Origin of the sequence: Paucisalibacillus globulus (assembly GCF_900184735.1) — a bacterium.
Taxonomy (GTDB): domain Bacteria; phylum Bacillota; class Bacilli; order Bacillales; family Amphibacillaceae; genus Ornithinibacillus; species Ornithinibacillus globulus_B.
In genome coordinates this window covers 219,009-245,330 of sequence record NZ_LT855386.1, presented here as the reverse complement: position 1 = coordinate 245,330, position 26,322 = coordinate 219,009, and the positions used below count along the sequence as shown (strand labels likewise).

Genomic DNA, 26,322 nt, shown 5'->3' with positions numbered 1-26,322 from the left:
TCAAAGAAAGGCAGTTATTTTTTTGGTTCAAAACTACTGATTTTGTTTGTTTTATACATTTTTTAAAAAACAGGTGGTGGAAAGTGGGGGAATGTGGTAATATGGATATATGAAAGTGGGGGCGGACTATATGTTCATGGGTGAATTCCAGCATAACTTCGATACTAAGGGGAGAATTATTGTCCCTTCAAAGTTCCGTGATGAACTTGGTGAACGTTTTGTTGTCACTCGTGGATTAGATAAATGTTTATTCGCTTATCCAATGTCTGAATGGACAATACTAGAAGAAAAGCTAAAAAAACTCCCACTTACTAAAAAAGATGCAAGAGCCTTTACGCGATTCTTCTTCTCTGGAGCAGTAGAATGTGATGTAGATAAGCAGGGAAGAATAAATATTCCACAGCCTCTACGCAACTACGCGGGCTTAGATAAAGAGTGTGTGGTAATCGGTGTATCAAATCGAATTGAATTTTGGGCTAGCGAAAATTGGGAAGACTACTTTAATGAGTCTGAGGAGTCTTTTGCAGAGATTGCTGAGAATTTAATGGACTTTGATATTTAAACAGGAAATCGCTAAAGTGGGTGTAAAAATGTTTCAACATTATACAGTGTTAAAAGAAGAATCAATAAAAGGTTTAGATATAAAGCCGAATGGTACATATGTAGATTGTACATTAGGTGGTGGAGGACATTCAGAGAGGATAGCTTCACAACTGGGTGAAGGTGGATTGTTAATTGCATTTGATCAAGATGTGGATGCATTACTAGCCGCAAAAGAAAGGCTCTTGGCCTATCAAGATCGAATTCTCTTCATTCATAGTAACTTTAGACATCTAGAAGAAGAGCTAAAAAAACACGGAATATCTCATGTGGACGGCATTTTATTTGATCTTGGTGTATCCTCACCACAGCTAGATAGAGGGGAAAGAGGATTTAGTTATCAACATAACGCAAAGTTAGATATGCGGATGAATCAAGAACAGGAATTATCTGCCTTTGAAATTGTCAATAAATGGTCGTATAATGATTTAGTCTCCATCTTTTTTAAATATGGGGAAGAGAAATTCTCGAAGCAAATTGCTAGGAAAATAGAAGAGTATCGAAAAACAAATGCGATTGAAACGACTTTTCAATTAGTTGACATAATAAAAGATGCTATTCCGGCTCCTGCAAGAAGGAAAGGCGGCCATCCTGCAAAGCGAATATTTCAAGCAATACGCATTGCAGTTAATGATGAGTTACAGGCTTTCCATGATGCCTTACACCAAGCAGCACGGGTAGTTTCCATGCAAGGTAGAATTGCTGTTATCACCTTTCATTCGTTAGAAGATCGGATATGTAAACAAGCTTTCAAAAAATGGAGTACACCAAAAGAAACACCTAGGAATTTACCGGTTATTCCAAAAGAATACGAGGCTCCATTTAGAGCAATCAATCGAAAACCAATAGTAGCAGATGAATTTGAATTAGAAGAGAATCGTAGGTCAAGATCAGCGAAGCTTCGGATTGTAGAAAAAGTCAATAACTGGTCTGATGATTTTAATTACGGGGAAGGATGGAATAAATAATGGCAGCAAATCATGCAAGAAATTGGGAACATTCCTATACATCATATCAACCACAAATTGATAAAAAAGTCGTCATTCGCAAAAAAAGCTGGATAACCAAAGGAGAAAAAATGCTCTATTCGTTTGTAGCCGTTTTTCTTCTAATTGCAGGAGGCTTAATGGTTTCCTATTCTTCTTCTACGGATTCATTAAATCGCGAAATTCAATCAATTCAAAGTTCAATCACAGAACAACAAGTTGTTAACGAAGGTTTAGTTTTTGAGATTAAAGATTTAAGTAGACCGGAAAGAATCACACAGATTGCTAGGGAAAACGGTTTTACTATTCAAGCTGCAGAAGTTAAACAAGCCAATGCTTTCAATCAATAATGCGGGTGATTAGGGATGAAAAAGAATAAGACTACACATGCCATGGCTGGAGTATTAATGGTTATCTTCATCATGGCTTTTTTACTTGTAGCAGGTAGGTTTTTGTATATTCAGGCGTCAGGAGTAGTAGAGGGTGTTTCGTTAGATGAATGGGCGAACAAAGTACGGACCACTTCTTATACACTGGATTCAGAACGAGGTAAAATTTATGACAAAAATGGCATGACATTAGCCTATGATATGCCAACCTTCCGTATGTATGCAATTGTCGATGAGAAATTCTCTGAAAACTTAGAGGAGAAGCAACATGTTGTGGATCCTGAAGAAACAGCGAAGAAATTGGCTCCTCTTTTAAATGCTGAAGAGGCATATATTCTAGAGCGATTGAATGTAGGGATTGAAGATAATAGATCACAAGTAGAGTTCGGATCTATCGGTAAGGAAATTTCACTTCAAACAAAAGACGAAATTGAAGCATTAAAATTACCTGGAATCAGATTTGTACAAGAGAATATTAGATATTATCCGAATGGTATGTTTGCATCTCATATTATTGGATTTGCCAGAGAGACAGAAGATGGTGTTTTAAAAGAGATTTCCGGGGTAACGGGAATTGAACGTGAAATGAATGACCTGTTAAAAGGTACGGATGGATATATTTCCTACCAGCGGGATATTTATAATAAAAAGCTGCTAGATCCAAATGAAGTGATTCAATTGCCGGATAATGGGGATGATGTATATTTAACCATTGATCAGAAGATACAAACATTGGTAGAAGATGTCATGTCTCAAGTGGATGAAAAATATAAGCCTGAGAGAATGACAGCTATTGTAATGAATCCAAAAACAGGTGAAATCTTGGCGATGAGTAATCGACCAAGTTACAATCCCAATAATCCTGCGAATGTTAAAAATTGGTATAATGACGCTATATCTACTCCATTTGAACCAGGATCTACTGTAAAAATGTTTACATGGGCAGCTGCAATTGAGTCGAATGTATATAACGGCGAAGAAGGCTATATGTCAGGAAAATATCAAATTAGTGATCGTATTAGCCCAATACATGACTTCAACAGAAAAGGCTGGGGAACTATATCCTATAATGAGGGGTTTGCTAGATCTTCTAACGTTGCTGCTGCTAAACTAGTTTGGGAGAAAATGGGTCCAGATACTTTTCTTGAGTATATGAAAGCATTTGATTTTGATAAGCCGAGTGGAATTGATTTGCCAGGAGAAGTCCAAGGGCAAATTCTATATAACTGGCCATTAGAGAAAATAACCACATCATTTGGGCAGGGTAGTACAGCTACGCCTATCCAAATCATGAAGGCTGCTACAGCTATTGCTAATGACGGTAAAATGCTTAAACCTTATATAATTGATAGAATAGTAGATCCAGATACTGAAAATGTAATAGTAAATCATGAACCAGAAGTAGTTGGTGAACCTATCTCCCAGGAAACGGCAGAACAGGTTAGAAAACTCTTAGTTTCTGCTGTACAATCAGAACATGCAGTTGGTAGTCGATTTAATCTAGAAGATTATTCAGTTGGAGGCAAAACCGGAACAGCCCAAATACCTGATCCAGAAGGTGGTTATCTAGTTGGTAGAGAAAACTACGTGTTTTCTTTTCTAGGAATGGCACCTGCTGATGATCCAGAACTAATGATGTATGTTTCGGTAAAGCAGCCTACTTTAGAATTTGAAACAGGGATTGAACCTGGATCAGCTCCAGTATCCTTTATTTTCAATAATGTGATCGAGAATGCATTACATTATTTGAGTATCGATCCTGATAAGGGTGAAACTAGTAAAGTAAGTGCTTTTGAGATTCCTAACGTTAAAGGGAAGTCTGTTAGTAACTTAACGGAGCAATTGAGCGCTTTTGGGGTTGACTATTCAATTGTTGGTAATGGTAAAAAAATTGTCCAATTGAGTGCAGAGGAAGGTACAAAGATATTACCAAATGAAAAGGTAATTATATTAACTGAAAGTCCTACAATGCCAAACATTATTGGCTGGTCACATAGAGATGTTTTAAAACTAGGTGAAATGCTTTCGCTTGATATAGAAACCATTGGTAATGGTTATGTTGTTACTCAAAGTATTGAGGAAGGTCAAACAATAAGCAATGGGAATTACCTTGGTGTCGAATTAAAAACTCCTAAGGAACTACAAGAATTAAAAGCTAATGAAGAAAATAACGACACGGAATCAACTGAAGAAGAATCGGTAGATGTTTTCGAATAAAGTTTTCAATGATATATAAAACAATTGATGAAAAACAGTGTTCTAATCATTTTTTAATTACATATAGTTGATACAAGCCTACCTATGTGAAGGAGATGGATCATGAAACGAGTATCGACTGTAACAGTTAGAAAACGATTAGTCGCTGTTTTTCTTATTGGCATAATTGTTTTTGCGATTATTGATCTCCGCTTGGGATATGTTCAATTTGTCTTGGGTGATCAATTGGTGGAAAAAGCAGACAAGTTGTGGAGTAGAAATATTGAATTCCAACCAGAACGTGGTCTTATATTAGATGTAAATGGAGAAATTTTGGCAGAAAACGTAACTGCTCCTTCTATTGTACTGGTTCCAAGACAAATAAAGGATCCCGAAAATACTGCAAAAAAACTTGCTGAAATATTGGACATGCCTTTTGAAGAGGTGTTAGAGCATGTAACCAAGTCTTCCATGTCTGAAAATATAAACCCAGAAGGAAGAAAATTATCCGAGGAACAAGTAAGGGCTATTAGAACCCTAAATCTTGAGGGAGTCTATTTAGCAAAGGATTCGATACGAAATTATCCATTTGGAGACGATTTATCACATGTACTTGGTTTTGCAGGTATTGATAATCAAGGACTTATGGGACTAGAACTCTATTACGACGAAATGTTAAAAGGTGAAGAGGGGAGTTTATCCTTTTACTCGGATGCGAAGGGTAAACGATTGAATCAACTAGCAGACGTCTACACTCCCCCAAAAGACGGCTATGACCTTGTAACCACGATTGACTCACGTATTAATACGATTATGGAGCGTGAGTTAGATTTAGCGGTTGCTAAATATAATCCTGATGGTGCTTTAGCGATTGCTGTTGATCCAGACACTGGTGGTATTTTGGGCATGACAACAAGACCAAACTTTCACCCGGAAAATTATCAAGAAGTAGATCCGACTATATATGGTCGTAACCTACCAATTTGGAGTACATATGAACCTGGTTCTACGTTTAAAATCATTACACTTGCTGCTGCTTTAGAAGAAAAAGCAGTTGATCTGCATGAGGACCATTTTCATGACCATGGTTCTATAGAAGTCGGTGGTGCGAAGTTACGATGTTGGAAGCCAGGAGGGCACGGAGAGCAAACCTTCTTAGAGGTTGTCCAAAACTCTTGTAACCCTGGGTTTGTGCACTTGGGTGAAGAACTAGGAAAAGAAAAGTTGTTTAGTTATATTAAGGAATTTGGATTTGGTCAAGAAACGGGTATTGACTTACAAGGTGAAGGTTCTGGTATTTTATTTAAACCGGAAAATGTTGGTCCTGTAGAACTTGCAACCACAGCTTTTGGCCAAGGTGTTTCTGTTACACCTATACAGCAAGTAATGGCTGTTTCTGCTGCAATTAATGGAGGTTATCTATACGAGCCATTTATTGCTAAACAATGGGTAGATCCACGCACAGAAGAGATTGTAACATCAAAGGAACCTAAGGTTAAGAATCGAGTTATCTCCGAGGCAACATCTGAGGAAATAAGAAAATCATTAGAAAGTGTTGTTGCAAAAGGAACCGGTAGACCTGCTTATGTTGATGGGTATCGAGTAGGAGGTAAAACAGGTACTGCCCAGAAGGTTGGTCCAAATGGAGGTTATTTAGAAAATAACCATATTGTGTCATTCATTGGCTTCGCTCCAGCCGATGACCCAGAGATTGTCGTATATGTAGCTGTTGACAATCCAAAGGGAGTGCGCCAGTTTGGTGGTACTGTAGCAGCACCTATTGTAGGTGCTATAATTAAAGAAAGTCTTCCTCTTATGGGAGTAGAACCGCGCAAAGATGGTTTAGAAAAGGAATACCTATGGCCAGAGCAACCAAAGGTTGAAGTGCCAGATTTGATTGGATTGGATAAAGATCAATTAGTTCAAATGATGACAGATTTGTCTGTAGAGGTAAGTGGAACAGGAGACGTCATCGTAGATCAAGACCCTGCAGCAGGGACAAAGGTAGAGCCAGGATCAAAAATTAGAGTGTATGTATCAGATGAGAAGAAAGAAAAAGAGAAAGATAGAAGTGAATAATAATTAGCGGGGATAGCTAGAACCCGCACAATACATTGTAACCAATCCAGTTCTATAATATGGTGTTGATAACAAAATTGATAGAAACTGCGCGGTAACTAATTTAATTACAACAGAATTAGTTATTGGGTATAGCTGTACGACACCGCTCCGGCAGAATACTCCGCTTTTACTGCCAGCACAGGGGCGACATCTGCTCAGATCAAGACCGTCGCAGTGTCTACCTTGCCGCGGGCCCGGCCTCAGCCTCCTCGAGGAAAGTTCGCCTCTCTAGGGGTCTTCGGACACGTGCTATTCCCGCAGGAGTCTCCGTATTCTGCCTGCGCTGGTCTTGGTTTTCTATTTAATATGGTTAATGAATTTTTGTGTTAGAAATATAGCACTGTTATTCATATTTCCTCAAAACTAGCGTAGGAAATACACGGAGACTCCTGCGGGAGGATAGGAATAGGTGAGACCCCGCAGTGCGTAAGCACGAGGAGGCTCACCAGCCGCCCGCGGAAAGTGGAGTGTATTTCCGAAGCGAGTATGATGCGCCATCCAAACTGCTTAGTCACCGCACAGTTTCTAATAAATTGTGTGAATTAATGAGTAGTTATACACATGAAGAAAACAGTTGAAAATAATGATGTAGAAAATCATTCAGAATAAACCATTATTCTGGTATAATAAATTGGATGTGGTTAATTATTTTATGGGTAGTCTACCCTCTTAAAAATACCCACATAAGAGAATATTATGTTGGAGAAAGGAAGATGTCTTTTGCGATTAAAGGAAATTCTTTCTTTTCATCCATTCGCTCAACAGTTCTCTGCACTTTACGACATAGAAATTAATAACCTAAAAATGGATTCTAGAGAGATTAAAAAGGGAGATTTATTTGTTTGCATTAGTGGTTTTACAGTAGATGGTCATCATTATGTTGATGAAGCTGTAAAAAACGGAGCTGCAGTAATTGTAGCTGAAAGGGATATACAAGCTAAAGTTCCCGTTGTAATTGTCCCAGATACAATTCGTTTTCTAGCCATGGCTGCTGCAAAGTTTTATCAATATCCGACCAATCAAGTTCCCTTAATAGGCGTCACAGGTACGAACGGGAAAACAACCGTAACTTACCTGTTAGAGCAAATATTTAAATATCATGGTAAAAAGACAGGTGTCATTGGGACCATTCAAATGAAAATTGGTGAAGATGTTTTTCCAGTTGACAACACTACCCCAGATGCTTTATTTCTACAAAACACGATTAGAAAGATGATTGACAGTGGGGTTAAACAAGTCATTATGGAAGTATCTTCTCATGCACTTGATCAAGGAAGAGTTTATGGTTGCGATTATAATACCGCGATTTTTACAAACCTGTCGCAAGATCACTTAGATTACCACGATTCCATGGATGATTATCTGCGAGCAAAGAGTCTTTTGTTTGCACAATTGGGAAGTGGGTATCATTCAAACAACAGGAAGTACGCAGTAATAAATCTTGATGATGGAGCATCTTCTAAATTAATACGTTCCACTGCACAAAAGGTTATTACATATGGGATAGATAATGAAGCTATGATTATGGCCAAATCCATTACATTGACGCCTACAGGAACTAAATTTTTATTATGTACTCCAAATGGAAATACTGAAATAAATAGTCAATTAATTGGCAAGTTCAATGTATCTAATATGTTAGCTGCAAGTGCTGCTGCACTAGTAAATGAGGTTCCTCTTTCTATTGTAAAAAAGGCACTTGAAACCATACAAGGTGTAACTGGGCGTTTTGAGCTTGTAAACCATGAGAATTCATTTTCAGTCATTGTTGATTATGCACACACACCTGATTCTTTAGAAAACGTATTAACTACTATACGCGAATTTGCGAAAAGAAAAGTATATGTAGTTGTCGGTTGTGGTGGTGATCGAGATCGATCAAAAAGACCGTTAATGGCTCAAATTGCGTTGAAATATGCGGATGAAGCAATCTTTACTTCTGATAATCCCCGCACGGAAAACCCTGATATAATATTAAACGATATGATCAGTGGTGTAACTAACTCAGAAGGTAAATATCAAGTAATTCCTGACCGCAGAAAAGCAATTTACAAAGCAATTAGCCAAGCAACCGAACATGATATTATCTTAATAGCAGGTAAAGGACATGAAACATACCAACAAATAGGCCATGTCAAGCATCATTTTGATGACCGTGAGGTGGCTAAAGAAGCATTGTTTATGAAGGAGTAATAAATATGTTATTTACGGTCAAATGGTTAACATCTGTTTTTCCTAACTACCGTGGGGAAATTCATGATGATCAAAATATTAATAGATTTTTTACTGATAGTAGAATAAAATCAGAGGATTCCTTATTTATTCCAATAGTTGGGGAATCTTTTGACGGTCATAAATTTATAAAGCAAGCTTATGAAAATGGAGCAATTGCAACTCTTTGGGATAAAAATAAAGAGTTGCCTGAAGGTTTAACAGATGAGTTAATCGTTTTTCTGGTAGAAGATACAACGAAAGCATTACAGCATTTGGCGAGTGCTTATCGCAATAAAGTCAATCCAATTGTTATTGGTGTGACAGGCTCAAACGGTAAAACAACCACAAAGGACATTATTGCTTCCATTGCAAAAGAAAGATATAAAACACATTTTACAGATGGAAATTTCAATAATGAATATGGACTCCCATTTACAATTCTTTCTATGAGCAGAGATACAGAAATTCTTGTTCTGGAAATGGGAATGAGTAGTTTTGGGGAAATTGAGTTACTATCTAAGATTGCTAAGCCAGATTATGCAGTCATTACAAATATTGGTGAATCACATATAGAATATTTAGAAACACGTGCAGGAATTGCAAAAGCTAAGTTGGAAATACTTAGCGGCCTATCTAACAATGGCAAATTAATTATTGATGGGGATGAAGAATTACTCAATCATGTTCATGCTCGAAACAATGTAATCAAAGTAGGATTTGGAACTCATAATGACTTTATTGCGTCTGATATTGAGTTAAGGAGAAATGAAACAACTTTTAAAGGTTCAGATGGTAATGAATACACTGTTTCTCTATTAGGTTCACATAATGTCAAGAATGCTTCATATGGGGTAATTTTAGGTGAAATATTAGATATTAGCACAGATAAGATTCAACATGCACTCCGAACTTTATCATTGACTGGTATGAGATTTGAATTGTTAACTGGCATTAATGATGTTTCTATTATTAATGATGCATATAATGCGTCCCCCACTTCCATGATGGCAGCTATAGATGTTGTCCAGAAAATGGGAGGATTTAAAAACAAGGTAGTAGTACTTGGAGATGTTTATGAGTTAGGGGAACGATCTAAAGCGTTACTTGAGACGGTTGCAGAAGTTGTAAATGATTCCCTCACTAGTCTTTACACAATTGGTGAGGACTCGTACGTGATAAGCCAGGCAGTACAAAAGAAATATCCTAATATGGACGTAAAACATTTCCAGTTGAAAGAGGAAGTTCTTCCGGAATTAGAGCAATATCTGAATAGAGACACACTAATATTATTTAAAGCATCAAGAGGAATGAAATTCGAATCGATTATTGAAAAGCTAAAATAACAAAAAAGAGATAGATGGGTTGGACGGTTGGCACTTTAAGGAGGAAAATTTCAGTGAATTTATTAGGTTTAATCATAACAATAGCTATAGCATTTCTTATTACCGTCCTTTTGTCCCCAATTTTAATTCCGTTTTTAAGACGTTTAAAGTTTGGACAAAGTATACGGGAAGAAGGACCTCAGTCGCATATGAAGAAGAAGGGTACCCCTACAATGGGGGGACTCATCATTATCCTTAGTATTGTTATCACTTCTTTCATTATGGTCAATAAATACGGTGATGGGGAATTTGGTTACGAAATAGGCTTATTATTGTTTGTACTTTTAGGTTATGGATTACTAGGGTTTCTAGATGATTTTATAAAAGTCGTTCTAAAAAGAAACTTAGGATTGACCTCTAAGCAAAAAATGCTTGGACAAATTATTATTGCCATTATTTTTTATATTATATTAAAGAATCAGGGATTCCCAACATATATTCAAATACCAGGGACAGAAATTCAATGGGATCTTGGTATTGGTTATGCATTTCTTATTATCTTTATGCTAGTTGGAGCTTCCAATGGGGTAAACTTAACAGATGGTCTAGATGGACTATTAGCTGGTACAGCAGCAATTGCATTTGGTGCGTTTGGGATTCTAGCATGGCATGGAGAGCCACAAGTAGAAGTTGCTATATTCTCTTTAGCAATTGTTGGGGCTCTATTAGGATTCTTAGTATTTAATGCTCACCCTGCAAAAGTTTTTATGGGAGACACCGGCTCACTAGCACTTGGTGGTGCTGTAGCTGCCATTGCTATTTTGACAAAAATGGAGATATTGTTAGTGATTATCGGTGGAGTTTTCGTAATGGAAACTTTATCTGTGATTATTCAGGTCATATCATTTAAAACTACCGGGAAAAGGGTCTTTAAAATGAGTCCATTACACCACCATTATGAATTAGTCGGTTGGTCAGAATGGAGAGTTGTTACTACATTTTGGTTAATGGGACTTATTTTTGCTGCTCTTGGTATCTACATCGAGGTGTGGTTAGGTTGAATAAATTAGTTGATTTTCCTTATTCACATGTGCTTGTTCTAGGGCTAGCGAAAAGTGGTACAGCTGCAACGCAAGTGTTATTAGATAGTGGTATACATGTGCGAGTTAATGATTTAAAAGCAAATAATGAGGATGACGTGGTTCAGGAGTTACGTACGTTAGGAGCAGAGGTGGTTGTTGGCTCACATCCACTTTCTGTATTGGATAATATAGATTTAATTGTGAAAAACCCAGGCATACCTTATGAAAATGTAATTCTAAAAGAAGCAGTTAACCGAGATATACCAATCATTACAGAAATTGAACTTGCTAGCCAATTGGCAGAAGGAACTATTATAGGGATTACCGGCTCCAATGGGAAAACAACAACTACTATGCTTATTTACGAAATGCTAATTGCTAGTGAGGCGCCAGTTAAACTAGCTGGAAATATTGGAATCGTTGCAACGGAAGTAGCAAAGGATCTTGGTCAAGATGAAAGACTAGTACTAGAACTTTCATCTTTTCAGTTGATGGGAATAAAAAAATTCAGACCTAAGATTGCTGTGTTGTTGAATATTTTTGAGGCTCATTTGGATTATCATAAGACATTAGACAACTACAAAGAAGCAAAATCAAATATCTTTCTCAATCAATTAGAGGATGATTATCTAATTTATAATGCAGATGAACCAAATGTTTCCGATGCTTCTAGAAAAGCAAGGTCAATCAAAGTGCCATTTTCGGTTTCTGTTAAGCAAGAAAATGGTGCATGGGTAGATAGTGAAAACTTGTATTTTAAAGAGGAAAGAGTTATTGCTTTAAAGGATATTGTACTAGTTGGTACTCATAACTTAGAAAATATTCTAGCTGCAGTATGTGCGGCTAAATTAAGCGGTGCAACGAATAAAGGAATTAGTAAAGTCCTAAAGACATTTAGTGGTGTCACACATCGTCTACAATTTATTGCTAACAAGAATGAGCGTTTAATTTATAATGACTCGAAAGCTACTAACATATTAGCAACTCAAAAAGCACTATCATCCTTTGCACAACCAACAATATTACTAGCAGGCGGTTTAGACCGAGGTAATGGATTTGATGATCTAATCCCTTATCTAAAAAATGTAAAAGGAATTGTTGTTTTTGGTGAGACTGCTGAAAAATTAAAAAATACCGCAGAAAAAGCAGGAATCAATGCCATTACTCATGCTGAAAATGTAGAGGATGCTGTAATCAAAGCTTATGGAATGTCTGAACCTGGTGATGTAATTCTATTATCACCAGCTTGTGCGAGTTGGGACCAATATAAGACTTTTGAAGAAAGAGGAGACATGTTTATACAAGCCGTGCATACAATAGAGTAGGGGCTTGTATTAATAAAAATCCATTGTTATAGACTATTAAATGCCCCTAAATCAACAATTGTTGCGAGGGGTGTTTTTTTGTTTAATAGAGAGATTTCCATAAAGGACAAGCCAGACTATATATTACTAACTGTTATATTATTAATATTACTGATTGGGATAGTGATGGTATATAGCTCTTCATATATTTGGGCGGAGTATAAGTATGCTGATTCACTTTATTTTGTTAAAAGACAATTATTGTTTGCTGGTGTTGGGGTAGCGGGAATGTTTTTCTTTATGTATATTCCATATAGCAATTGGGCGAAGTATGCAAAAACCATTTTACTGGTTTGTTTTGGACTTCTTCTAATCGTGTTGATTCCAGGGATTGGATTAACCAGAGGTGGAGCTCAAAGTTGGATTGGAATTGGGGCATTCAGTATACAACCATCTGAATTTATGAAATTGGGTCTCATCATATTTCTGGCGGTTTTTTTATCAGTAAATCAAAAATATATTACCTCCTTTAAAAAGGGATTTCTTCCAGCCTTGCTTTTAGTGTTTACTGCATTTGGGTTAATCATGTTGCAGCCAGATCTTGGGACTGGAATGGTGTTAGTATTAACTTGTATGATTATGATATTTGTTTCTGGAGCAAGAATATCACATTTTATTGGATTAGGGTTGTTAGGTTTAGTGGGTTTTGCTTTACTTATTATTTCTGCACCGTACCGTATAAGTAGGATAACAGCCTTTTTGAACCCGTGGGAAGATCCTTTAGGTGATGGGTTTCAAATTATTCAATCCTTGTATGCAATTGGACCCGGAGGATTAATGGGGGTAGGATTAGGGAATAGTTTGCAGAAGTATTTTTATCTTCCAGAACCGCAAACAGATTTCATTTTTGCCATTCTCGGAGAAGAGCTAGGTTTCATTGGTGGAACAATATTATTATTATTATTTATTTTATTGTTTTGGCGTGGTATCCGAGTTGCATTAGAGGCACCTGATTCATTTGGTAGATTTCTCGCATTAGGTATCGTATCCATGTTAACAGTGCAAGTAATGATCAATATTAGCGTTGTAATAGGTTTAATACCTGTTACTGGTATAACCCTCCCATTCTTGAGTTATGGCGGTTCCTCCTTAACTTTAACTTTGTGTTCGGTAGGAATTCTGTTAAATATTAGTAGAAATGCGAGACTCTAAACGATATGTAATTAGGTTAAAATAGGGGATTATGATGCAAATAATACATTCATTTTAGGACCACAAGGATAACAGCGGAATTTGGAAAAAGTCTTTTACTAAAATTGGTAAAATTTAATTAGGGAACTATCAATATGTCTACTATATGTTTTGGTGAATGTTATGTTATAATTTAAATAACTCAGTCTAAACGGCATCTGGTATGCCGTTTTAATGTGTTAATTTGTTAAAAGGGAAAGAATAGAAATGACGAAAGAGAAAATTGTTTCAATAGAGGACCGTATTCCCAAATTGAAGCAAGCCCGTAAAAAAAAGGCTAATAGGCGCCTTGTATTTTACCTATCTATTTTTTTCTTCTTATTATCTATCATTGTCTATCTTCAATCGCCACTTAGCCATGTTAAATCAGTTGTTGTTATTGGCAATTCCTTTTATCCAGAGGAACAGGTTATTGAACAAAGCGGTATAATAAAAAATACTAATATTTGGACAATACAAAAAGAGGAAATTATTAAAACTCTCGAAAAGAACCCGATAGTCAAAACGGTTTCTGTTGAGACAAAGCTTCCATGGACAGTAGAAATTAGAATGGTAGAGCATGAAAGAATTGGGTATATAAAAAAGGAAAATAGTTATTATCCAATTCTAGGGAATGGAGAGATTCTCGCGGATAGTGAAAATGAACGATTATCAGGAGATGCTCCGCTACTAGTAAATTTTACGGATAAGAAAGTATTAGCCGAAATGTCTGAAGAATTGAGCAAACTCCCTACAAACATTCTAAATATCATTTCAGAAATACACTGGTCAAAGAATGAGTTGAACAGTAAAGAAGTTACGTTATTTATGAGTGATGGATTTATGGTAGAGTCTTCCATACGAGACTTTTCAGAAAAGATGAAAGTGTATCCATCAATTGCAGCGCAACTTGATCCTAATGCAGAAGGTATTATTCACATTGGGGTAGGTGCTTATTTTGAACCGTTTAATCAAGAAATTACGGAAGAAGAAGAAATAATTTCCAATGAGAATGAAGAATAACGGACAAAATATAGCCATTTTGGAAGAATAGTCTAGTAAAAGGTTAAAATCTATTAAAATATGTCTAGTTTTTATAGATAAATGGCTATTACATATTTCTTTTTTTGAGAAAATCCTTTAAAATAAGAGATTATAGTATAGTTTAATAGAATTTAGAACTAATTATTGCATTTAGAAATAAATTTATCGTTTTTTTATGTTTCTGAAATAGGAGGTGCCTTTGTTGAACAACAATGACATACTTGTCAGTCTTGATATAGGTACAACAAAAATTAAAGTAATTATTGGTGAAGTATTAAATGATTCATTAAACATTATTGGTGTTGGTACAGCGAAATCAAATGGCATGAAGAAAGGTGCTATCGTTGATATTGATCAAACTGTACATTCCATTCGTAATGCAGTTGAACAAGCGGAGCGCATGGTAGGAATGCAGATTGATAGTGTTGTAGTAGGCATTAGTGGAAATCATATCCAACTTCAACCGTGCCATGGTGTAGTAGCAGTTCAGAGTGAAAACCGTGAAATCACCAACGATGATGTAAAGCGAGTAATTGATGGGGCACAGGTAATATCCATTCCGCCGGAGAGAGAAATCATAGATGTTATTCCAAAACAATTTATTGTGGATGGACTAGATGAAATTACCGACCCAAGAGGAATGATTGGTGTCCGATTAGAAATGGAAGGCACAATTATCACTTGTTCCAAAACAGTATTACATAACATCTTGAAGTGTGTAGAGCGTGCTAACTTGAAAGTATCTGATATCTGTTTACAACCGTTATCAGCAGGCACTGTTGCACTCTCAAAAGATGAAAAGAATTTGGGAGTAGCATTAATCGATGTTGGTGGAGGCTGCACAACAGTCTCAATCTTTGAGAATGACCATATGGTTTCGACTAGTGTTATACCTCTTGGTGGTGATAACATCACGAAAGACTTATCGATTGGGTTACGCACATCTACAGAAGAGGCTGAGGAAATTAAAATAAATCATGGGCATGCTTTCTACGATGATGCTCAAGAAGATGAAGTCTTTGATGTAACAATTATTGGTAGTAACGCAAGACAAACTTTCAACCAATTACAGATTGCGGATATGATCGAAGCAAGATTAGAAGAGATTTATGCCTATGTCGAGAGAGAAATCCGTAGAATGGGATATCATGAACTACCTGGTGGCTATGTTCTAACCGGAGGAACCATGAAAATGTCGGGAGCACTCGAGCTTGCTGGTGATGTATTCCAAGCTAATGTTCGTATTGCAATCCCAGATTATATTGGGGTACGTGAGTCACAATTCACCGCAAGTGTTGGTATACTACAATTTGCATATCATAATGCAAAGATACAAGGAAAAGAATTATTCCCAGCCATTACCACCCATGCGGAGGAACCGAAACCAAAAAGAATCAAGAAACAACCGACCAAAACTACTACTGAGAATGAAAAAGATAAAAAAGAGTCTGGAATTGCTAATTTATTTAAGTATTTCTTCGATTAATAAGCGTTCCCACATTAAAATTAGCTTCTAGAAATCTTGTAATTTGCATATTAGGAGGAACGAAAAATGTTAGAGTTTGATACAAGTATTGACCAATTGGCTACGATTAAGGTTATTGGTGTCGGTGGTGGCGGAAATAACGCTGTAAACCGAATGATTGATCATGGTGTTGAAGGTGTAGAATTTATCGCTGCTAATACTGACGCACAAGCTTTAAATTTATCAAAAGCAGAAACTAAACTACAAATAGGTGGCAAGCTTACTAGAGGACTTGGCGCAGGTGCTAATCCTGAGGTAGGAAAAAAGGCAGCTGAAGAAAGTAGAGAACAGCTAGAAGAAATTCTTCAAGGTGCTGATATGGTATTTGTTACTGCTGGAATGGGTGGAGGAACTGGAACTGGTGCAGCTCCAGTAATCGCTCAAGTTGCAAAAGACTTAGGTGCACTAACAGTTGGTGTTGTAACTCGTCCATTTTCATTTGAGGGTCGTAGAAGATCTACACAAGCTGTCTCCGGAATTGAAGCATTAAAGAATAATGTTGATACATTAATTGTAATTCCAAATGATCGTTTACTAGAAATTGTTGATAAAAATACCCCAATGCTTGAAGCTTTCAGAGAAGCTGATAATGTATTAAGACAAGGGGTTCAAGGTATTTCAGACTTAATTGCAAAACCAGGATTGATTAATGTTGACTTTGCCGATGTTAAGACAATTATGTTTAATAAAGGGTCTGCATTAATGGGGATTGGTATTGCGACTGGAGAAAACCGTGCTACAGAAGCTGCTAAAAAGGCAATTTCCTCTCCATTACTAGAAACTTCAATTGATGGTGCTCATGGTATTCTGATGAATATTACTGGTGGTACGAACTTAAGTCTATATGAAGTTCAAGAAGCTGCAGATCTTGTAACCAATGCTGCTGATGAAGAGGTTAATGTAATTTTTGGATCGGTTATCAATGAAGATTTGAAAGATGAAATCATTGTTACGGTTATCGCTACTGGTTTTGATGAAAACAAAAAACCAGAACAACCAGTTAGACAACGTCCTGCAATTAATCAAAACCAAACTGCTGCAACAAGAGCTAATGATGATAATGTTCACACAAAAGAACCGATGCAACAACAAGCCAGACCACGTCAAGAAGAAGATATTTTAGATATCCCAACATTCTTACGTAACCGCAATAGAAATAGATAATGTTTCATATAGAAACGAACGTATGGCTATATAGCTATACGTTTTTTCTTTTTGTAGTATTCTAGCGAATAATATAATATTCTTCTTCTTTCCAGTGTAGGCAACTTATAATCAAAAATTCTCTTAAGTACCCTCGACATAACTAGTTGAAATTAGCATTAATTTTCATACAAGAACTGACAGACTTCGCTTCATAACTAGTTTATACTTCTCTTTATACTTCTAATTTCAGTAGATTTCTAACTTGTCAGAATAGTATATCTGAGTAGTTTTCTCCAAAAATATTAGATTTCAAAGGAGTGAATTTCTTAGATGAAATAAAAAAAACAGAATAAAACCTTACTAAAACCCAGAAAGGAAAGAATAGTATGACTATTTACCTTGATGCAGTTTGGGTTTTGAACTTTCTCTTAGATTTCATGCTTTTAATGTTAACACAGGCGCTCTGTCGCGAATCTTCACCTAAAAGCAGGTTAATAATAGGGGCCTTCTTTGCATCATTAATTGTTCCAATGACTCTCTATTTTCCAAACTCGTATATCACTACGGTATTCGGAAAGATACTTTATTCTATTCTAATTATTTTGGTTACATTCCGATTTATCTCCTTTAATCGAATGATAAAGCAGCTATTATTATTTTATTTTGTATCATTTGCAATTGGAGGTGGAATGTTTGCTGCGCATTATCTATTACAAAGTCCAGTTGCTATAACTGCTGCAGGATTCCTATCTTTTAGTAGTGGATATGGGGACCCGATTAGTTGGATTTTTGTTGTAATTGGATTTCCAATCGTATTTTGGTTTACGAAGAATCGTTTGGACAAGCACGCAATCGAAAAAATTCGATACGATCAACTTTATGAGGTTTCCATCACCATAAACAATAGAACTTTAACAACTACAGGGTTCATTGACAGTGGTAATCAACTAGTGGATCCATTAACAAAGCGACCTGTCGTTATTTGTGATGAGGTATTCTTACAGCAATGGTTTATCAGAGAAGATTGGCAACATTTAAAAAGGGCTTATGAAGAATTTAATATGGAACAAATTCCGAAATCTTTGGAGAACTATATTCAAGTTGTTCCATTTCATGGGGTTGAAGGTAAGAGTAATTTTCTTTTAGCTATTAGACCCGAAAAATTAACCATTCTATACGAAAATCACCATATTGTAGCCACTAAGGTCTTAATTGGTATTCAATTTGCAGATTTAACAAAAGACAAACGTTATCATTGCTTACTTCACCCACAAATTATTAAACTAGCAACTATTCATTCGGCATAACATGGTTTATATAATTAGAAATTACAATTAGTGATTAATAGTTGGGTATGTGTTCATCACTTGTAAATAAGTAAAATACAAACTAGAAAAAGGAGCGTTACATAATGAAAAAAATTACATTTAAAATGCGCATTTGGTGGTATAAACTACTCGTACGATTAGGCATTAAATCTGAGGAAATTTATTATATAGGAGGAAGTGAAGCATTACCACCTCCTCTTTCAAAGGAAGAAGAAGGTGAGCTATTAGTTCAATTGACAAATGGGGATCCAGCTGCAAGGTCTGTGCTGATTGAACGAAACCTTCGATTAGTCGTTTATATAGCAAGAAAATTCGAAAATACAGGTATTAATATAGAAGATTTAATTAGTATTGGTACCATTGGATTAATAAAAGCAGTCAATACTTTTAATCCAGAAAAAAAGATAAAATTAGCTACATATGCATCTAGATGTATTGAAAATGAGATATTAATGTACTTAAGAAGGAATAATAAACTGAAATCAGAGATCTCGTTTGATGAGCCTTTAAACATTGATTGGGATGGCAATGAATTATTATTATCAGATGTATTAGGAACCGATGATGATGTGATTACTAAAAATTTGGAAACAAAGGTGGATAAACACTTATTGCAAAATGCACTTTCACAACTTAATGCAAGAGAAAAGCAAATCATGGAGCTTAGGTTCGGTCTTATTGGTGAAGAAGAAAAAACACAAAAAGATGTTGCCGATATGCTAGGGATATCTCAATCCTATATTTCAAGGTTAGAAAAGAAAATTATTCGTCGATTGAAAAAAGAATTTAATAAAATGGTTTAGCCTTGATAATACTAGAATGTACTAGAAAATATGACCGTATTTATGTCCTAATATAATTTGTAGATTTGCATAAATTTTCCCTTCCTAGGAGATACTGTCCTTGAACAGCATCTCCAACTGGGAGGGTATAGAATGACTAGACATAAAGTAGTAATCTGTGGAGTTGATACATCAAAATTACCCGTATTGACGAATGAGGAAATGAAAAAATTATTCGTTAAAATGCAATCGGGAGACATTAATGCAAGAGAGGAATTAGTTAACGGAAATCTTCGTCTTGTATTAAGTGTCATTCAACGATTTAATAATCGTGGTGAATATGTAGACGATTTATTTCAAGTTGGTTGTATTGGTTTAATGAAATCGATTGATAACTTTGATTTAAGTCATAATGTGCGATTTTCTACCTATGCAGTGCCCATGATTATAGGAGAAATACGAAGATACCTAAGAGACAATAATCCAATTAGAGTCTCTCGTTCTCTAAGAGATATTGCATACAAGGCATTGCAAGTACGTGAAAAGCTAATAAATAAAACATCAAAAGAACCTACGCCGGCAGAAATTGCGGAGGAAATGGGTGTTCCGCACTCGGACGTGGTATTTGCTATGGATGCTATTCAAGATCCTGTTTCCTTATTTGAGCCTATTTATAATGATGGGGGAGACCCAATTTTTGTAGTGGATCAGATTAGTGATGAAAAAGACAAAGATGATACATGGGTTGATAAACTTTCCTTAAAGGAAGGAATGTATCAATTGAATGAACGAGAAAAAATGATTTTAAATAAACGCTTTTTTCAAGGGAAAACACAAATGGAAGTTGCCGATGAAATCGGTATCTCACAAGCACAAGTGTCCAGACTAGAAAAAGCAGCAATTAGCCAAATGAATAAACAGATGTTTGAATAAATTTAAATTAGATTATCATGTGAATTATAAAGAGTAAATGACTATTGAATCGCAACTCGATTTGATAGTCATTTTTAGATGCTTTGACGTGTAGATTTGTACCCTGTATAATTAATAACCGTGTTTTACATTTGAGCAAGCCGGTGGTTATGTCGATGGTTATAATTAAGAGGCAGTTTTAAATATTCACTTTCTACCCAACGGTCTTCAATGAAAAATAATATTTTAGACACTTGCTTATACATAATTAGGAGGTTAAGCGTGAGATTTAACAATAAGAAACATTTGGATTGGCCTGTGTTTATTGCAAGTGGTGGTTTTTTAATTGTATTTATTTTGTTATCCATTTTTAACAGTGAAGGAGTCGGAAAAACAATCTCCGTACTGTTTGAGTACTCGGCAGATTTGTTTGGAGCCTATTGGCAACTACTTTTGTTAGGTAATTTTTTAGTCGGTTTAGGTCTTGCATTTTCCAAATATGGTAAAGTGCGTTTAGGGAAACAAGACAAACCAATATATAGTTATTTTCGCTGGATTGCAATGATACTAGTAACGTTGTTGGCAAGTGGTGGTGTATTCTGGGCTGCTTCGGAACCAATGTATCATTACATGAACACACCACCTTTATTTGGTGGAGGAGAATTTAATAATATTTTCGCTGCATTCGCCCAATCCTATATGCATTGGGGATTTACTGCATGGGCGATTTTAGGTACTCTTGCATCAATTGTAATGATGTATGTGCATTATAATAAAAAGCTTCCATTACGTCCTCGAGGATTGCTTTACCCAATTTTCGGAGAAAAAATATATCATAATAGTATGATTGGTACTACAGCTGATACTTTTTCTATAATTGCTACAGTTGCTGGTACATTGGGGCCATTAGGTTTCCTAGGGTTACAGATTGCTTATGGATTAAATCATCTATTTGATGTACCAAACACCATGACTCTAAGTATTTCCGTTGTTATTATTTTAGCTATCATTGCTGCCATATCTGCAGCGACAGGTGTAGACCGTGGAATTTTAACCTTGAGCCGTTATAATGTTGGTTTCACCATATTTTTAGCATTTATGGTTCTCCTTTTAGGTCCTACTATGTTTATTATTGATGCTTTTGTAGGCGGAACCGGAGTACATCTACAAAATTTCTTTACCATGAGTCTATTCCGTGGGGATAATAGTTGGCTTGGTGGTTGGACAATATTCTTTTGGGGTTGGTTTATTGGCTATGCCCCAATGCTCATTGTATTTATCAGTAGGATTTCACGAGGGAGAACAATCCGGGAATTAATTATAGCTGTATCCATTGTTGCGCCTATTGTTAATAATTTCTGGTTTTCTGTAGTTGGTGGAACTGGAGTGTATTTCGAAAAAGAAAACCCAGGGTCCATCTCTAAACCACTATCTGAAGGTGGGATGGAGGCTGCCGTGATGGCAATAACAGACCAACTTCCAATGGGAACATTATTTGGAATCGGATTCTTACTTGTTTCTATTATATTTGTCGTGACAACTGTCGATACGATGTCCTATACTGTTGCTGCAACTTTAACAGGGAATGATAAACCAAAACGCTGGTTAAGGGTGTTTTGGGCAGGCATATTTGGATTAACTACTGTCATGATATTACCGATGGGTGATAGTATCTCTTCTATTCAAAATTCTATTGTTATCACGGCAGTTCCAGTATCGTTATTATTACTACCACCATTGTGGAATGCCCCAAGAATAGCTAGAAAAATGGCAGTGGAAGAAAAACGGGAAGCTTTAAGGGAATTACGAAAAAAAGATAAAGATTAAATGTAAGGAGTCTGTTACGATAGTTTTCATAACAGGCTCCGTTTTTTGTTATGGTTATACTGTAAAGTTCATTACCCTAGCTCAGAATGAACGAACAACTTCATGCATATACATCACTAGTAAGGGTAGGTGAGCCGTGATGATAAAATTATCAGATCTTCAAGTAAAAGAAGTTATTGTGATCAATGATGGAAAAAGATTAGGACACATTTCAGATTTAGAAATAGACCCAGATCGTGGTAGAATAATTGCTCTAATAATCTATTTGCGTGATAAAAAGGGTGGTTTTTTTGGAAAGTCAGATGAAATGATGATATATTGGGAACAAATCGTTACAATTGGCTCTGATGTCATTCTAGTGAAAGATATAACGCGTCCGAAGTTATATCTTGAATAATAGGAGCTCAAACTAGCAGGGGGAATTACTGTGGTAGACGCTTATGAATTAGAAGATAATGAAATATTATATATCAATAAATGGATGGATTTAGACTCCAATTTAAAAGTGGGTTTCACAACCCGTAATGGCGGAACTAGTAGAGGGTACTTTACCTCCAATAATCTAGGTTTACATGTATCTGATGATTATGATGATGTAATTGCCAATAGAAAGAAGCTAGCTGCAACTATTAAAATACCTTTAGAAAAATGGGTTGCTGGTGAACAAATACATCATACTTCAGTACAGATTGTTGAACCAACAGACGTTGGGAAAGGTGCAAAGTCTGTAGAGTCGTCTTTAGAGGGGGTTGATGGAATAATAACGAAAGAAACAGGTATCTTATGTACGGCTTTTTTTGCTGATTGTGTACCACTTTTCTTTTTTGACCCAATTACAAAATACATTGGTATAGCTCATGCTGGTTGGAAGGGTACAGTAGGGAGAATAGCTGAGGTTATGACGACTAAATTAATAGCACTTGGATGTAATATTAAAGACATCAATGTAACAATTGGACCATGTATTTCTAAGGAATATTATGAGGTAGATGAGTTTGTGAAAAATCGTATACCGTTGGAACATAGAGAACAAGTGTTAACACCTGTAGAGAATGGACACTATTTATTAGATTTAAAACAACTTAATGTCGAAATCCTTGTACAATCAGGTGTACTTCGTAGTAATATAGATATAACAAAATATTGCACGTTTAGAGATGATAACCTATTTTTCTCACATCGCCGGGACCAAGGGGAAACTGGCCGGATGTTAGGGTTTATTGGCTATAGCTGCTGATTTTCATGGGAGGAGAAATAAGTAATAATGGATGTCTCACAAAATTTAACAGAAATTAAAGCGAATATAGAAGCTGCGTGTCAAAAAAACAATCGGAATCCTGAGGACGTTACCATCATAGCGGTAACGAAATATGTTACAATAGAGAGAACTAAGGAAGCGATAAATGCAGGGCTATTAAATCTTGGCGAAAATCGTCAAGAAGGATTCATAGAGAAATACAATCATTTCGGCAAGACCGTTTCATGGCATTTTATTGGAAGTTTACAAACTAGAAAAGTAAAAGACATAATAGATAAGGTAGATTATATACACTCATTGGACAGGCTATCTTTAGCTAAAGAAATTAACAAACGTGCTTCTACCGTCATGGATTGTTTTGTACAAGTAAATGTAAGTGGTGAAGAATCTAAACATGGGATACAACCAGAGAATGTCATGCAGTTCATTGAGGAAATATCTGAATATACAAATATTCGGATTGTAGGATTGATGACAATGGCACCACATTCAGACGATAAGGCATTATTACATAAAGTATTTAGCGAACTCAGAGAATTACGGGACAAGGTAAAACAAAGAAATTATCGACATGCACCGTGTAACTATTTATCCATGGGAATGAGCAATGATTACGAGGTTGCCATTATGGAGGGTGCAACCCATATTAGAATTGGCTCAAAATTAGTAGGGGAAAATATGTGAGGTGACAAGATTGAGTTTTAAAAATAAGATAAAGACTCTTTTTGCAGTAGACGAAGAATATGAATATGAGTATGTAGAGGAAGAACATGAACCAGTAAAAGCGCCAATCAACAAGAAAAACCAAACAAATAATAATGTAATAAATTTAACAAGTGTAAAAACATCCTCATCCAAAGTCGTACTTTGTGAGCCGAGGACTTTTGAAGAAGCACAGCAGATAGCAGATAATATCGTTAATAAACGAGCGGTAGTCGTCAATCTACAACGAGTAGAACGAAATGAGGCAAAAAGGATTATAGATTTTTTAAGTGGAACTGTCTACGCAGTTAATGGTATTATTCAGCGACTGGGCTCCCAAACTTTTCTTTGCGCTCCTGATAACGTAGATGTTTCAGGTTCCATATCGGAAACGAATGAAGAAGATTTAAATAAAGGATGGTAAACTAATATATGTTATACATGATTTTTGATATTTTATATAAAGCCTTAAACATCTATAGTTTTGGATTAATTGTATATATCTTTATGTCTTGGTTTCCTGGTGCTCGAGAATCAGCATTTGGAAATTTTATGACTAGATTATATGAACCGTTTCTGGATCCATTTCGTAGAATCATCCCCCCGTTAGGTATGATTGATATTTCTCCAATTGTAGCCATTATCGTGTTGCGTTTAGCTGGTGCTGGAATTTGGGGGTTATATGGGATGATTGTGCGATTTATTGCTGGGTGAATGAACTAAATGGATATTTATCAACATTTTCGCAAAGAAGAACATAGTTTTATTGACCAGGTATTATCATGGATAGAACAAGTCGAGCGATCATTTCAGTCTAAACTAACAGATTTTCTGGATCCACGTGAACAACAGATTGTTGAAATGTTAGTTGGTACTGCTCATAATGATTTGCAAATGCGTTTATTTGGTGGCGGCCACCATTCAGAAAGAAAAAGAGCAATTATTGCACCCTATTATGAAGTAATTACAGATGAGGATTTTAATATATCTGTAGTTCAGGCCAATTATCAGGAAAAGTTTATTACGTTAGCACACCGTGATGTATTAGGGGCTTTTTTATCATTAGGGGTAAAGCGGAAAAAACTTGGAGATATTTTCGCTGGTGATGGTAAGATCCAAATAATTCTTGATCAAGATTTTACATCATTTGTAATCATGAATTTAACTGGTATTAAACGGGCGACGGTTAGTTTTGAAGAAAAGCAGTTTGCAGACTTAATTGAATATGAGTCTATCTGGTCTCAATCGGAGAAGATTGTCTCTTCACTACGATTAGATACTATGATAAAAGAAATCTATTCAATTTCTAGAAAAGATGCACAAATTGTCATTCAAAAAGGATTAGTGAAGGTTAATTATAGAATAGTAGAGGATAGCAAGTTTATTTTACGTGAAGGGGACTTAATTTCTCTGAGAGGAAAAGGTCGTAGTAAGCTTGTTGGAATTACTGGACAAACAAAAAAGGAAAAACTAAAAGTAACAATAGCTTTGTTACAGGTATAGTAAAGAACGGTTTTTTGATATATAATGATATCAAAGAGTCGTTCTTTCAGATTTTTTAGTTAAAAAAATTCTAAAATTGCAGGAAAAACTTACTTTTTGTCGAATATAATTGGTATACTAATAATGGACTTATACTATCTATTAAAATTTTTTAGGGAGGTAACCGCTATGCCATTAACACCACTAGATATACATAATAAAGAATTTACTAGAAGTTTTCGTGGATATGATGAAGATGAAGTTAATGAATTTTTAGATCAAGTTATTAAAGACTATGAAATAGTTATCCGTGAGAAAAAGGAATTAAAAGAAAGAATAGAACAAATGAATGAAAAGCTTAGTCATTTTACTAATATTGAAGAAACATTAAATAAATCCATTCTAATTGCACAGGAAACAGCTGAAGAACTAAAAGGTAATGCTTCTAAGGAATCAAAGCTTATTATAAAGGAAGCAGAAAAAAATGCTGATCGTATTATTAATGAAGCTTTAAGCAAGTCTCGCAAAATTTCGATTGAAGTTGAAGAATTAAAAAAACAAGCAAAAGTTTTCCGAACTCGATTAAAGATGTTAGTTGAAGCTCAACTCGATATGATTGGTACAGATGATTGGGAAGAATTATTTGAAGTAGAGATGGGAAAAGATTTAGAATTTGCTAAACAAGAATCTTAAGCCTTGACGTTTAAAGAAAATTTACATATAATGCATACACGAATAGGTAAATCATATTTCACATACGATGACAGAGACAGTATAAAAACAGTATGCTTGTTAAGCGAGCTAGGAATTGGTGGGAGCCTAGTACAGCACGTTTTTAGAATATCACTCTAGAGTATCCAATTTGAACAGGG

The 26,322-nt window shown here is 35.7% G+C and carries 24 protein-coding genes and 1 other annotated feature (1 of these 25 cut by a window edge); all 24 genes read left to right on the top strand.

The features are described 5' to 3' along the window. Positions 1 to 130: 130 nt before the first annotated feature. The 24 genes from mraZ to BN999_RS03220 all read left to right on the top strand — a co-directional run bounded on the left by mraZ (position 131) and on the right by BN999_RS03220 (position 26,143). Complete coding sequence (mraZ, locus tag BN999_RS03335) at positions 131 to 562, top strand: division/cell wall cluster transcriptional repressor MraZ (RefSeq protein ID WP_096269977.1); 432 nt, start codon at positions 131 to 133, stop codon at positions 560 to 562. A 28-nt stretch (positions 563 to 590) separates the two neighbouring features. Beyond that, positions 591 to 1,568 (top strand): 16S rRNA (cytosine(1402)-N(4))-methyltransferase RsmH, encoded by a 978-nt coding sequence (rsmH, locus tag BN999_RS03330; RefSeq protein WP_176481885.1) that lies wholly within the window; start codon positions 591 to 593, stop codon positions 1,566 to 1,568. Further along, complete coding sequence (gene ftsL / locus BN999_RS03325; RefSeq protein ID WP_096269976.1) at positions 1,568 to 1,936, top strand: cell division protein FtsL; 369 nt, start codon at positions 1,568 to 1,570, stop codon at positions 1,934 to 1,936. The genes rsmH and ftsL overlap by 1 nt, the downstream gene beginning before the upstream one ends. Before the next feature lie 15 nt (positions 1,937 to 1,951). Continuing rightward, on the top strand, positions 1,952 to 4,192 hold the full coding sequence (locus BN999_RS03320) for a penicillin-binding protein (protein ID WP_096269975.1): 2,241 nt from the start codon (positions 1,952 to 1,954) through the stop codon (positions 4,190 to 4,192). Positions 4,193 to 4,294: 102 nt separating this feature from the next. Further along, positions 4,295 to 6,250, top strand: coding sequence for a stage V sporulation protein D (locus BN999_RS03315; RefSeq protein ID WP_096269974.1), 1,956 nt, complete (start codon positions 4,295 to 4,297; stop codon positions 6,248 to 6,250). Between the two features lie 762 nt (positions 6,251 to 7,012). After that, positions 7,013 to 8,485: a UDP-N-acetylmuramoyl-L-alanyl-D-glutamate--2,6-diaminopimelate ligase gene (locus BN999_RS03310; protein ID WP_096269973.1), complete on the top strand. Its 1,473-nt coding sequence runs from the start codon at positions 7,013 to 7,015 to the stop codon at positions 8,483 to 8,485. A 5-nt stretch (positions 8,486 to 8,490) separates the two neighbouring features. Further along, positions 8,491 to 9,849, top strand: coding sequence for a UDP-N-acetylmuramoyl-tripeptide--D-alanyl-D-alanine ligase (locus tag BN999_RS03305; protein ID WP_096269972.1), 1,359 nt, complete (start codon positions 8,491 to 8,493; stop codon positions 9,847 to 9,849). A gap of 53 nt (positions 9,850 to 9,902) precedes the next feature. After that, on the top strand, positions 9,903 to 10,889 hold the full coding sequence (mraY, locus tag BN999_RS03300; RefSeq protein ID WP_255247386.1) for a phospho-N-acetylmuramoyl-pentapeptide-transferase: 987 nt from the start codon (positions 9,903 to 9,905) through the stop codon (positions 10,887 to 10,889). After that, on the top strand, positions 10,886 to 12,235 hold the full coding sequence (murD, locus tag BN999_RS03295; protein ID WP_096269970.1) for a UDP-N-acetylmuramoyl-L-alanine--D-glutamate ligase: 1,350 nt from the start codon (positions 10,886 to 10,888) through the stop codon (positions 12,233 to 12,235). Before mraY ends, murD begins: the two co-directional genes overlap by 4 nt. Positions 12,236 to 12,313: 78 nt before the next feature. Beyond that, a complete protein-coding gene (spoVE, locus tag BN999_RS03290; protein WP_176481859.1) occupies positions 12,314 to 13,426 on the top strand; it encodes a stage V sporulation protein E in 1,113 nt (370 codons plus the stop codon). A 246-nt stretch (positions 13,427 to 13,672) separates the two neighbouring features. Beyond that, the gene (locus BN999_RS03285; protein ID WP_096269969.1) at positions 13,673 to 14,467 is read left to right on the top strand and encodes a cell division protein FtsQ/DivIB; all 795 of its coding nucleotides are present in this window, start codon (positions 13,673 to 13,675) and stop codon (positions 14,465 to 14,467) included. Between the two features lie 223 nt (positions 14,468 to 14,690). Beyond that, positions 14,691 to 15,974, top strand: coding sequence for a cell division protein FtsA (gene ftsA / locus BN999_RS03280; RefSeq protein WP_096269968.1), 1,284 nt, complete (start codon positions 14,691 to 14,693; stop codon positions 15,972 to 15,974). A gap of 66 nt (positions 15,975 to 16,040) precedes the next feature. Then, the gene (gene ftsZ / locus BN999_RS03275; RefSeq protein WP_096269967.1) at positions 16,041 to 17,177 is read left to right on the top strand and encodes a cell division protein FtsZ; all 1,137 of its coding nucleotides are present in this window, start codon (positions 16,041 to 16,043) and stop codon (positions 17,175 to 17,177) included. 368 nt (positions 17,178 to 17,545) lie between these two features. Further along, positions 17,546 to 18,466, top strand: a complete 921-nt coding sequence (spoIIGA, locus tag BN999_RS03270; RefSeq protein ID WP_096269966.1) for a sigma-E processing peptidase SpoIIGA — start codon at positions 17,546 to 17,548, stop codon at positions 18,464 to 18,466. 104 nt (positions 18,467 to 18,570) lie between these two features. After that, positions 18,571 to 19,290, top strand: a complete 720-nt coding sequence (gene sigE / locus BN999_RS03265) for an RNA polymerase sporulation sigma factor SigE (protein ID WP_096269965.1) — start codon at positions 18,571 to 18,573, stop codon at positions 19,288 to 19,290. Positions 19,291 to 19,422: 132 nt separating this feature from the next. Next, positions 19,423 to 20,202, top strand: coding sequence for an RNA polymerase sporulation sigma factor SigG (gene sigG, locus BN999_RS03260; protein WP_096269964.1), 780 nt, complete (start codon positions 19,423 to 19,425; stop codon positions 20,200 to 20,202). Between the two features lie 261 nt (positions 20,203 to 20,463). After that, positions 20,464 to 22,008 carry a BCCT family transporter gene (locus BN999_RS03255; protein ID WP_096269963.1) on the top strand — a complete coding sequence of 515 codons (1,545 nt, stop codon included), beginning with the start codon at positions 20,464 to 20,466 and terminating at the stop codon, positions 22,006 to 22,008. Positions 22,009 to 22,147: 139 nt separating this feature from the next. Beyond that, on the top strand, positions 22,148 to 22,405 hold the full coding sequence (locus BN999_RS03250; protein WP_096269962.1) for a YlmC/YmxH family sporulation protein: 258 nt from the start codon (positions 22,148 to 22,150) through the stop codon (positions 22,403 to 22,405). Positions 22,406 to 22,435: 30 nt separating this feature from the next. Next, positions 22,436 to 23,245: a peptidoglycan editing factor PgeF gene (gene pgeF, locus BN999_RS03245; RefSeq protein WP_255247385.1), complete on the top strand. Its 810-nt coding sequence runs from the start codon at positions 22,436 to 22,438 to the stop codon at positions 23,243 to 23,245. Between the two features lie 27 nt (positions 23,246 to 23,272). Next, positions 23,273 to 23,950, top strand: coding sequence for a YggS family pyridoxal phosphate-dependent enzyme (locus BN999_RS03240; protein WP_176481857.1), 678 nt, complete (start codon positions 23,273 to 23,275; stop codon positions 23,948 to 23,950). A gap of 10 nt (positions 23,951 to 23,960) precedes the next feature. Beyond that, on the top strand, positions 23,961 to 24,392 hold the full coding sequence (locus BN999_RS03235) for a cell division protein SepF (RefSeq protein WP_096270376.1): 432 nt from the start codon (positions 23,961 to 23,963) through the stop codon (positions 24,390 to 24,392). A gap of 8 nt (positions 24,393 to 24,400) precedes the next feature. Next, positions 24,401 to 24,682, top strand: coding sequence for a YggT family protein (locus tag BN999_RS03230; RefSeq protein WP_096269960.1), 282 nt, complete (start codon positions 24,401 to 24,403; stop codon positions 24,680 to 24,682). 9 nt (positions 24,683 to 24,691) lie between these two features. Beyond that, a complete protein-coding gene (locus tag BN999_RS03225) occupies positions 24,692 to 25,471 on the top strand; it encodes a YlmH family RNA-binding protein (RefSeq protein ID WP_096269959.1) in 780 nt (259 codons plus the stop codon). 168 nt (positions 25,472 to 25,639) lie between these two features. Next, entirely contained in the window at positions 25,640 to 26,143 is a 504-nt protein-coding gene (locus BN999_RS03220) for a DivIVA domain-containing protein (protein WP_096269958.1), read from the top strand. 58 nt (positions 26,144 to 26,201) lie between these two features. Further along, positions 26,202 to 26,322: a binding site (T-box leader), on the top strand (it continues 107 nt past the right edge of the window).

What these genes read in the sequence shown, in the direction of transcription:
- mraZ (WP_096269977.1), top strand. Translation starts at nt 131, where the DNA reads ATGTTCATGGGTGAATTCCAGCATAACTTCGATACTAAGGGGAGAATT.
- rsmH (WP_176481885.1), top strand. Translation starts at nt 591, where the DNA reads ATGTTTCAACATTATACAGTGTTAAAAGAAGAATCAATAAAAGGTTTA.
- ftsL (WP_096269976.1), top strand. Translation starts at nt 1,568, where the DNA reads ATGGCAGCAAATCATGCAAGAAATTGGGAACATTCCTATACATCATAT.
- BN999_RS03320 (WP_096269975.1), top strand. Translation starts at nt 1,952, where the DNA reads ATGAAAAAGAATAAGACTACACATGCCATGGCTGGAGTATTAATGGTT.
- BN999_RS03315 (WP_096269974.1), top strand. Translation starts at nt 4,295, where the DNA reads ATGAAACGAGTATCGACTGTAACAGTTAGAAAACGATTAGTCGCTGTT.
- BN999_RS03305 (WP_096269972.1), top strand. Translation starts at nt 8,491, where the DNA reads ATGTTATTTACGGTCAAATGGTTAACATCTGTTTTTCCTAACTACCGT.
- BN999_RS03285 (WP_096269969.1), top strand. Translation starts at nt 13,673, where the DNA reads ATGACGAAAGAGAAAATTGTTTCAATAGAGGACCGTATTCCCAAATTG.
- ftsZ (WP_096269967.1), top strand. Translation starts at nt 16,041, where the DNA reads ATGTTAGAGTTTGATACAAGTATTGACCAATTGGCTACGATTAAGGTT.
- spoIIGA (WP_096269966.1), top strand. Translation starts at nt 17,546, where the DNA reads ATGACTATTTACCTTGATGCAGTTTGGGTTTTGAACTTTCTCTTAGAT.
- sigE (WP_096269965.1), top strand. Translation starts at nt 18,571, where the DNA reads ATGAAAAAAATTACATTTAAAATGCGCATTTGGTGGTATAAACTACTC.
- sigG (WP_096269964.1), top strand. Translation starts at nt 19,423, where the DNA reads ATGACTAGACATAAAGTAGTAATCTGTGGAGTTGATACATCAAAATTA.
- BN999_RS03250 (WP_096269962.1), top strand. Translation starts at nt 22,148, where the DNA reads ATGATAAAATTATCAGATCTTCAAGTAAAAGAAGTTATTGTGATCAAT.
- BN999_RS03240 (WP_176481857.1), top strand. Translation starts at nt 23,273, where the DNA reads ATGGATGTCTCACAAAATTTAACAGAAATTAAAGCGAATATAGAAGCT.
- BN999_RS03230 (WP_096269960.1), top strand. Translation starts at nt 24,401, where the DNA reads ATGTTATACATGATTTTTGATATTTTATATAAAGCCTTAAACATCTAT.
- BN999_RS03225 (WP_096269959.1), top strand. Translation starts at nt 24,692, where the DNA reads ATGGATATTTATCAACATTTTCGCAAAGAAGAACATAGTTTTATTGAC.
- BN999_RS03220 (WP_096269958.1), top strand. Translation starts at nt 25,640, where the DNA reads ATGCCATTAACACCACTAGATATACATAATAAAGAATTTACTAGAAGT.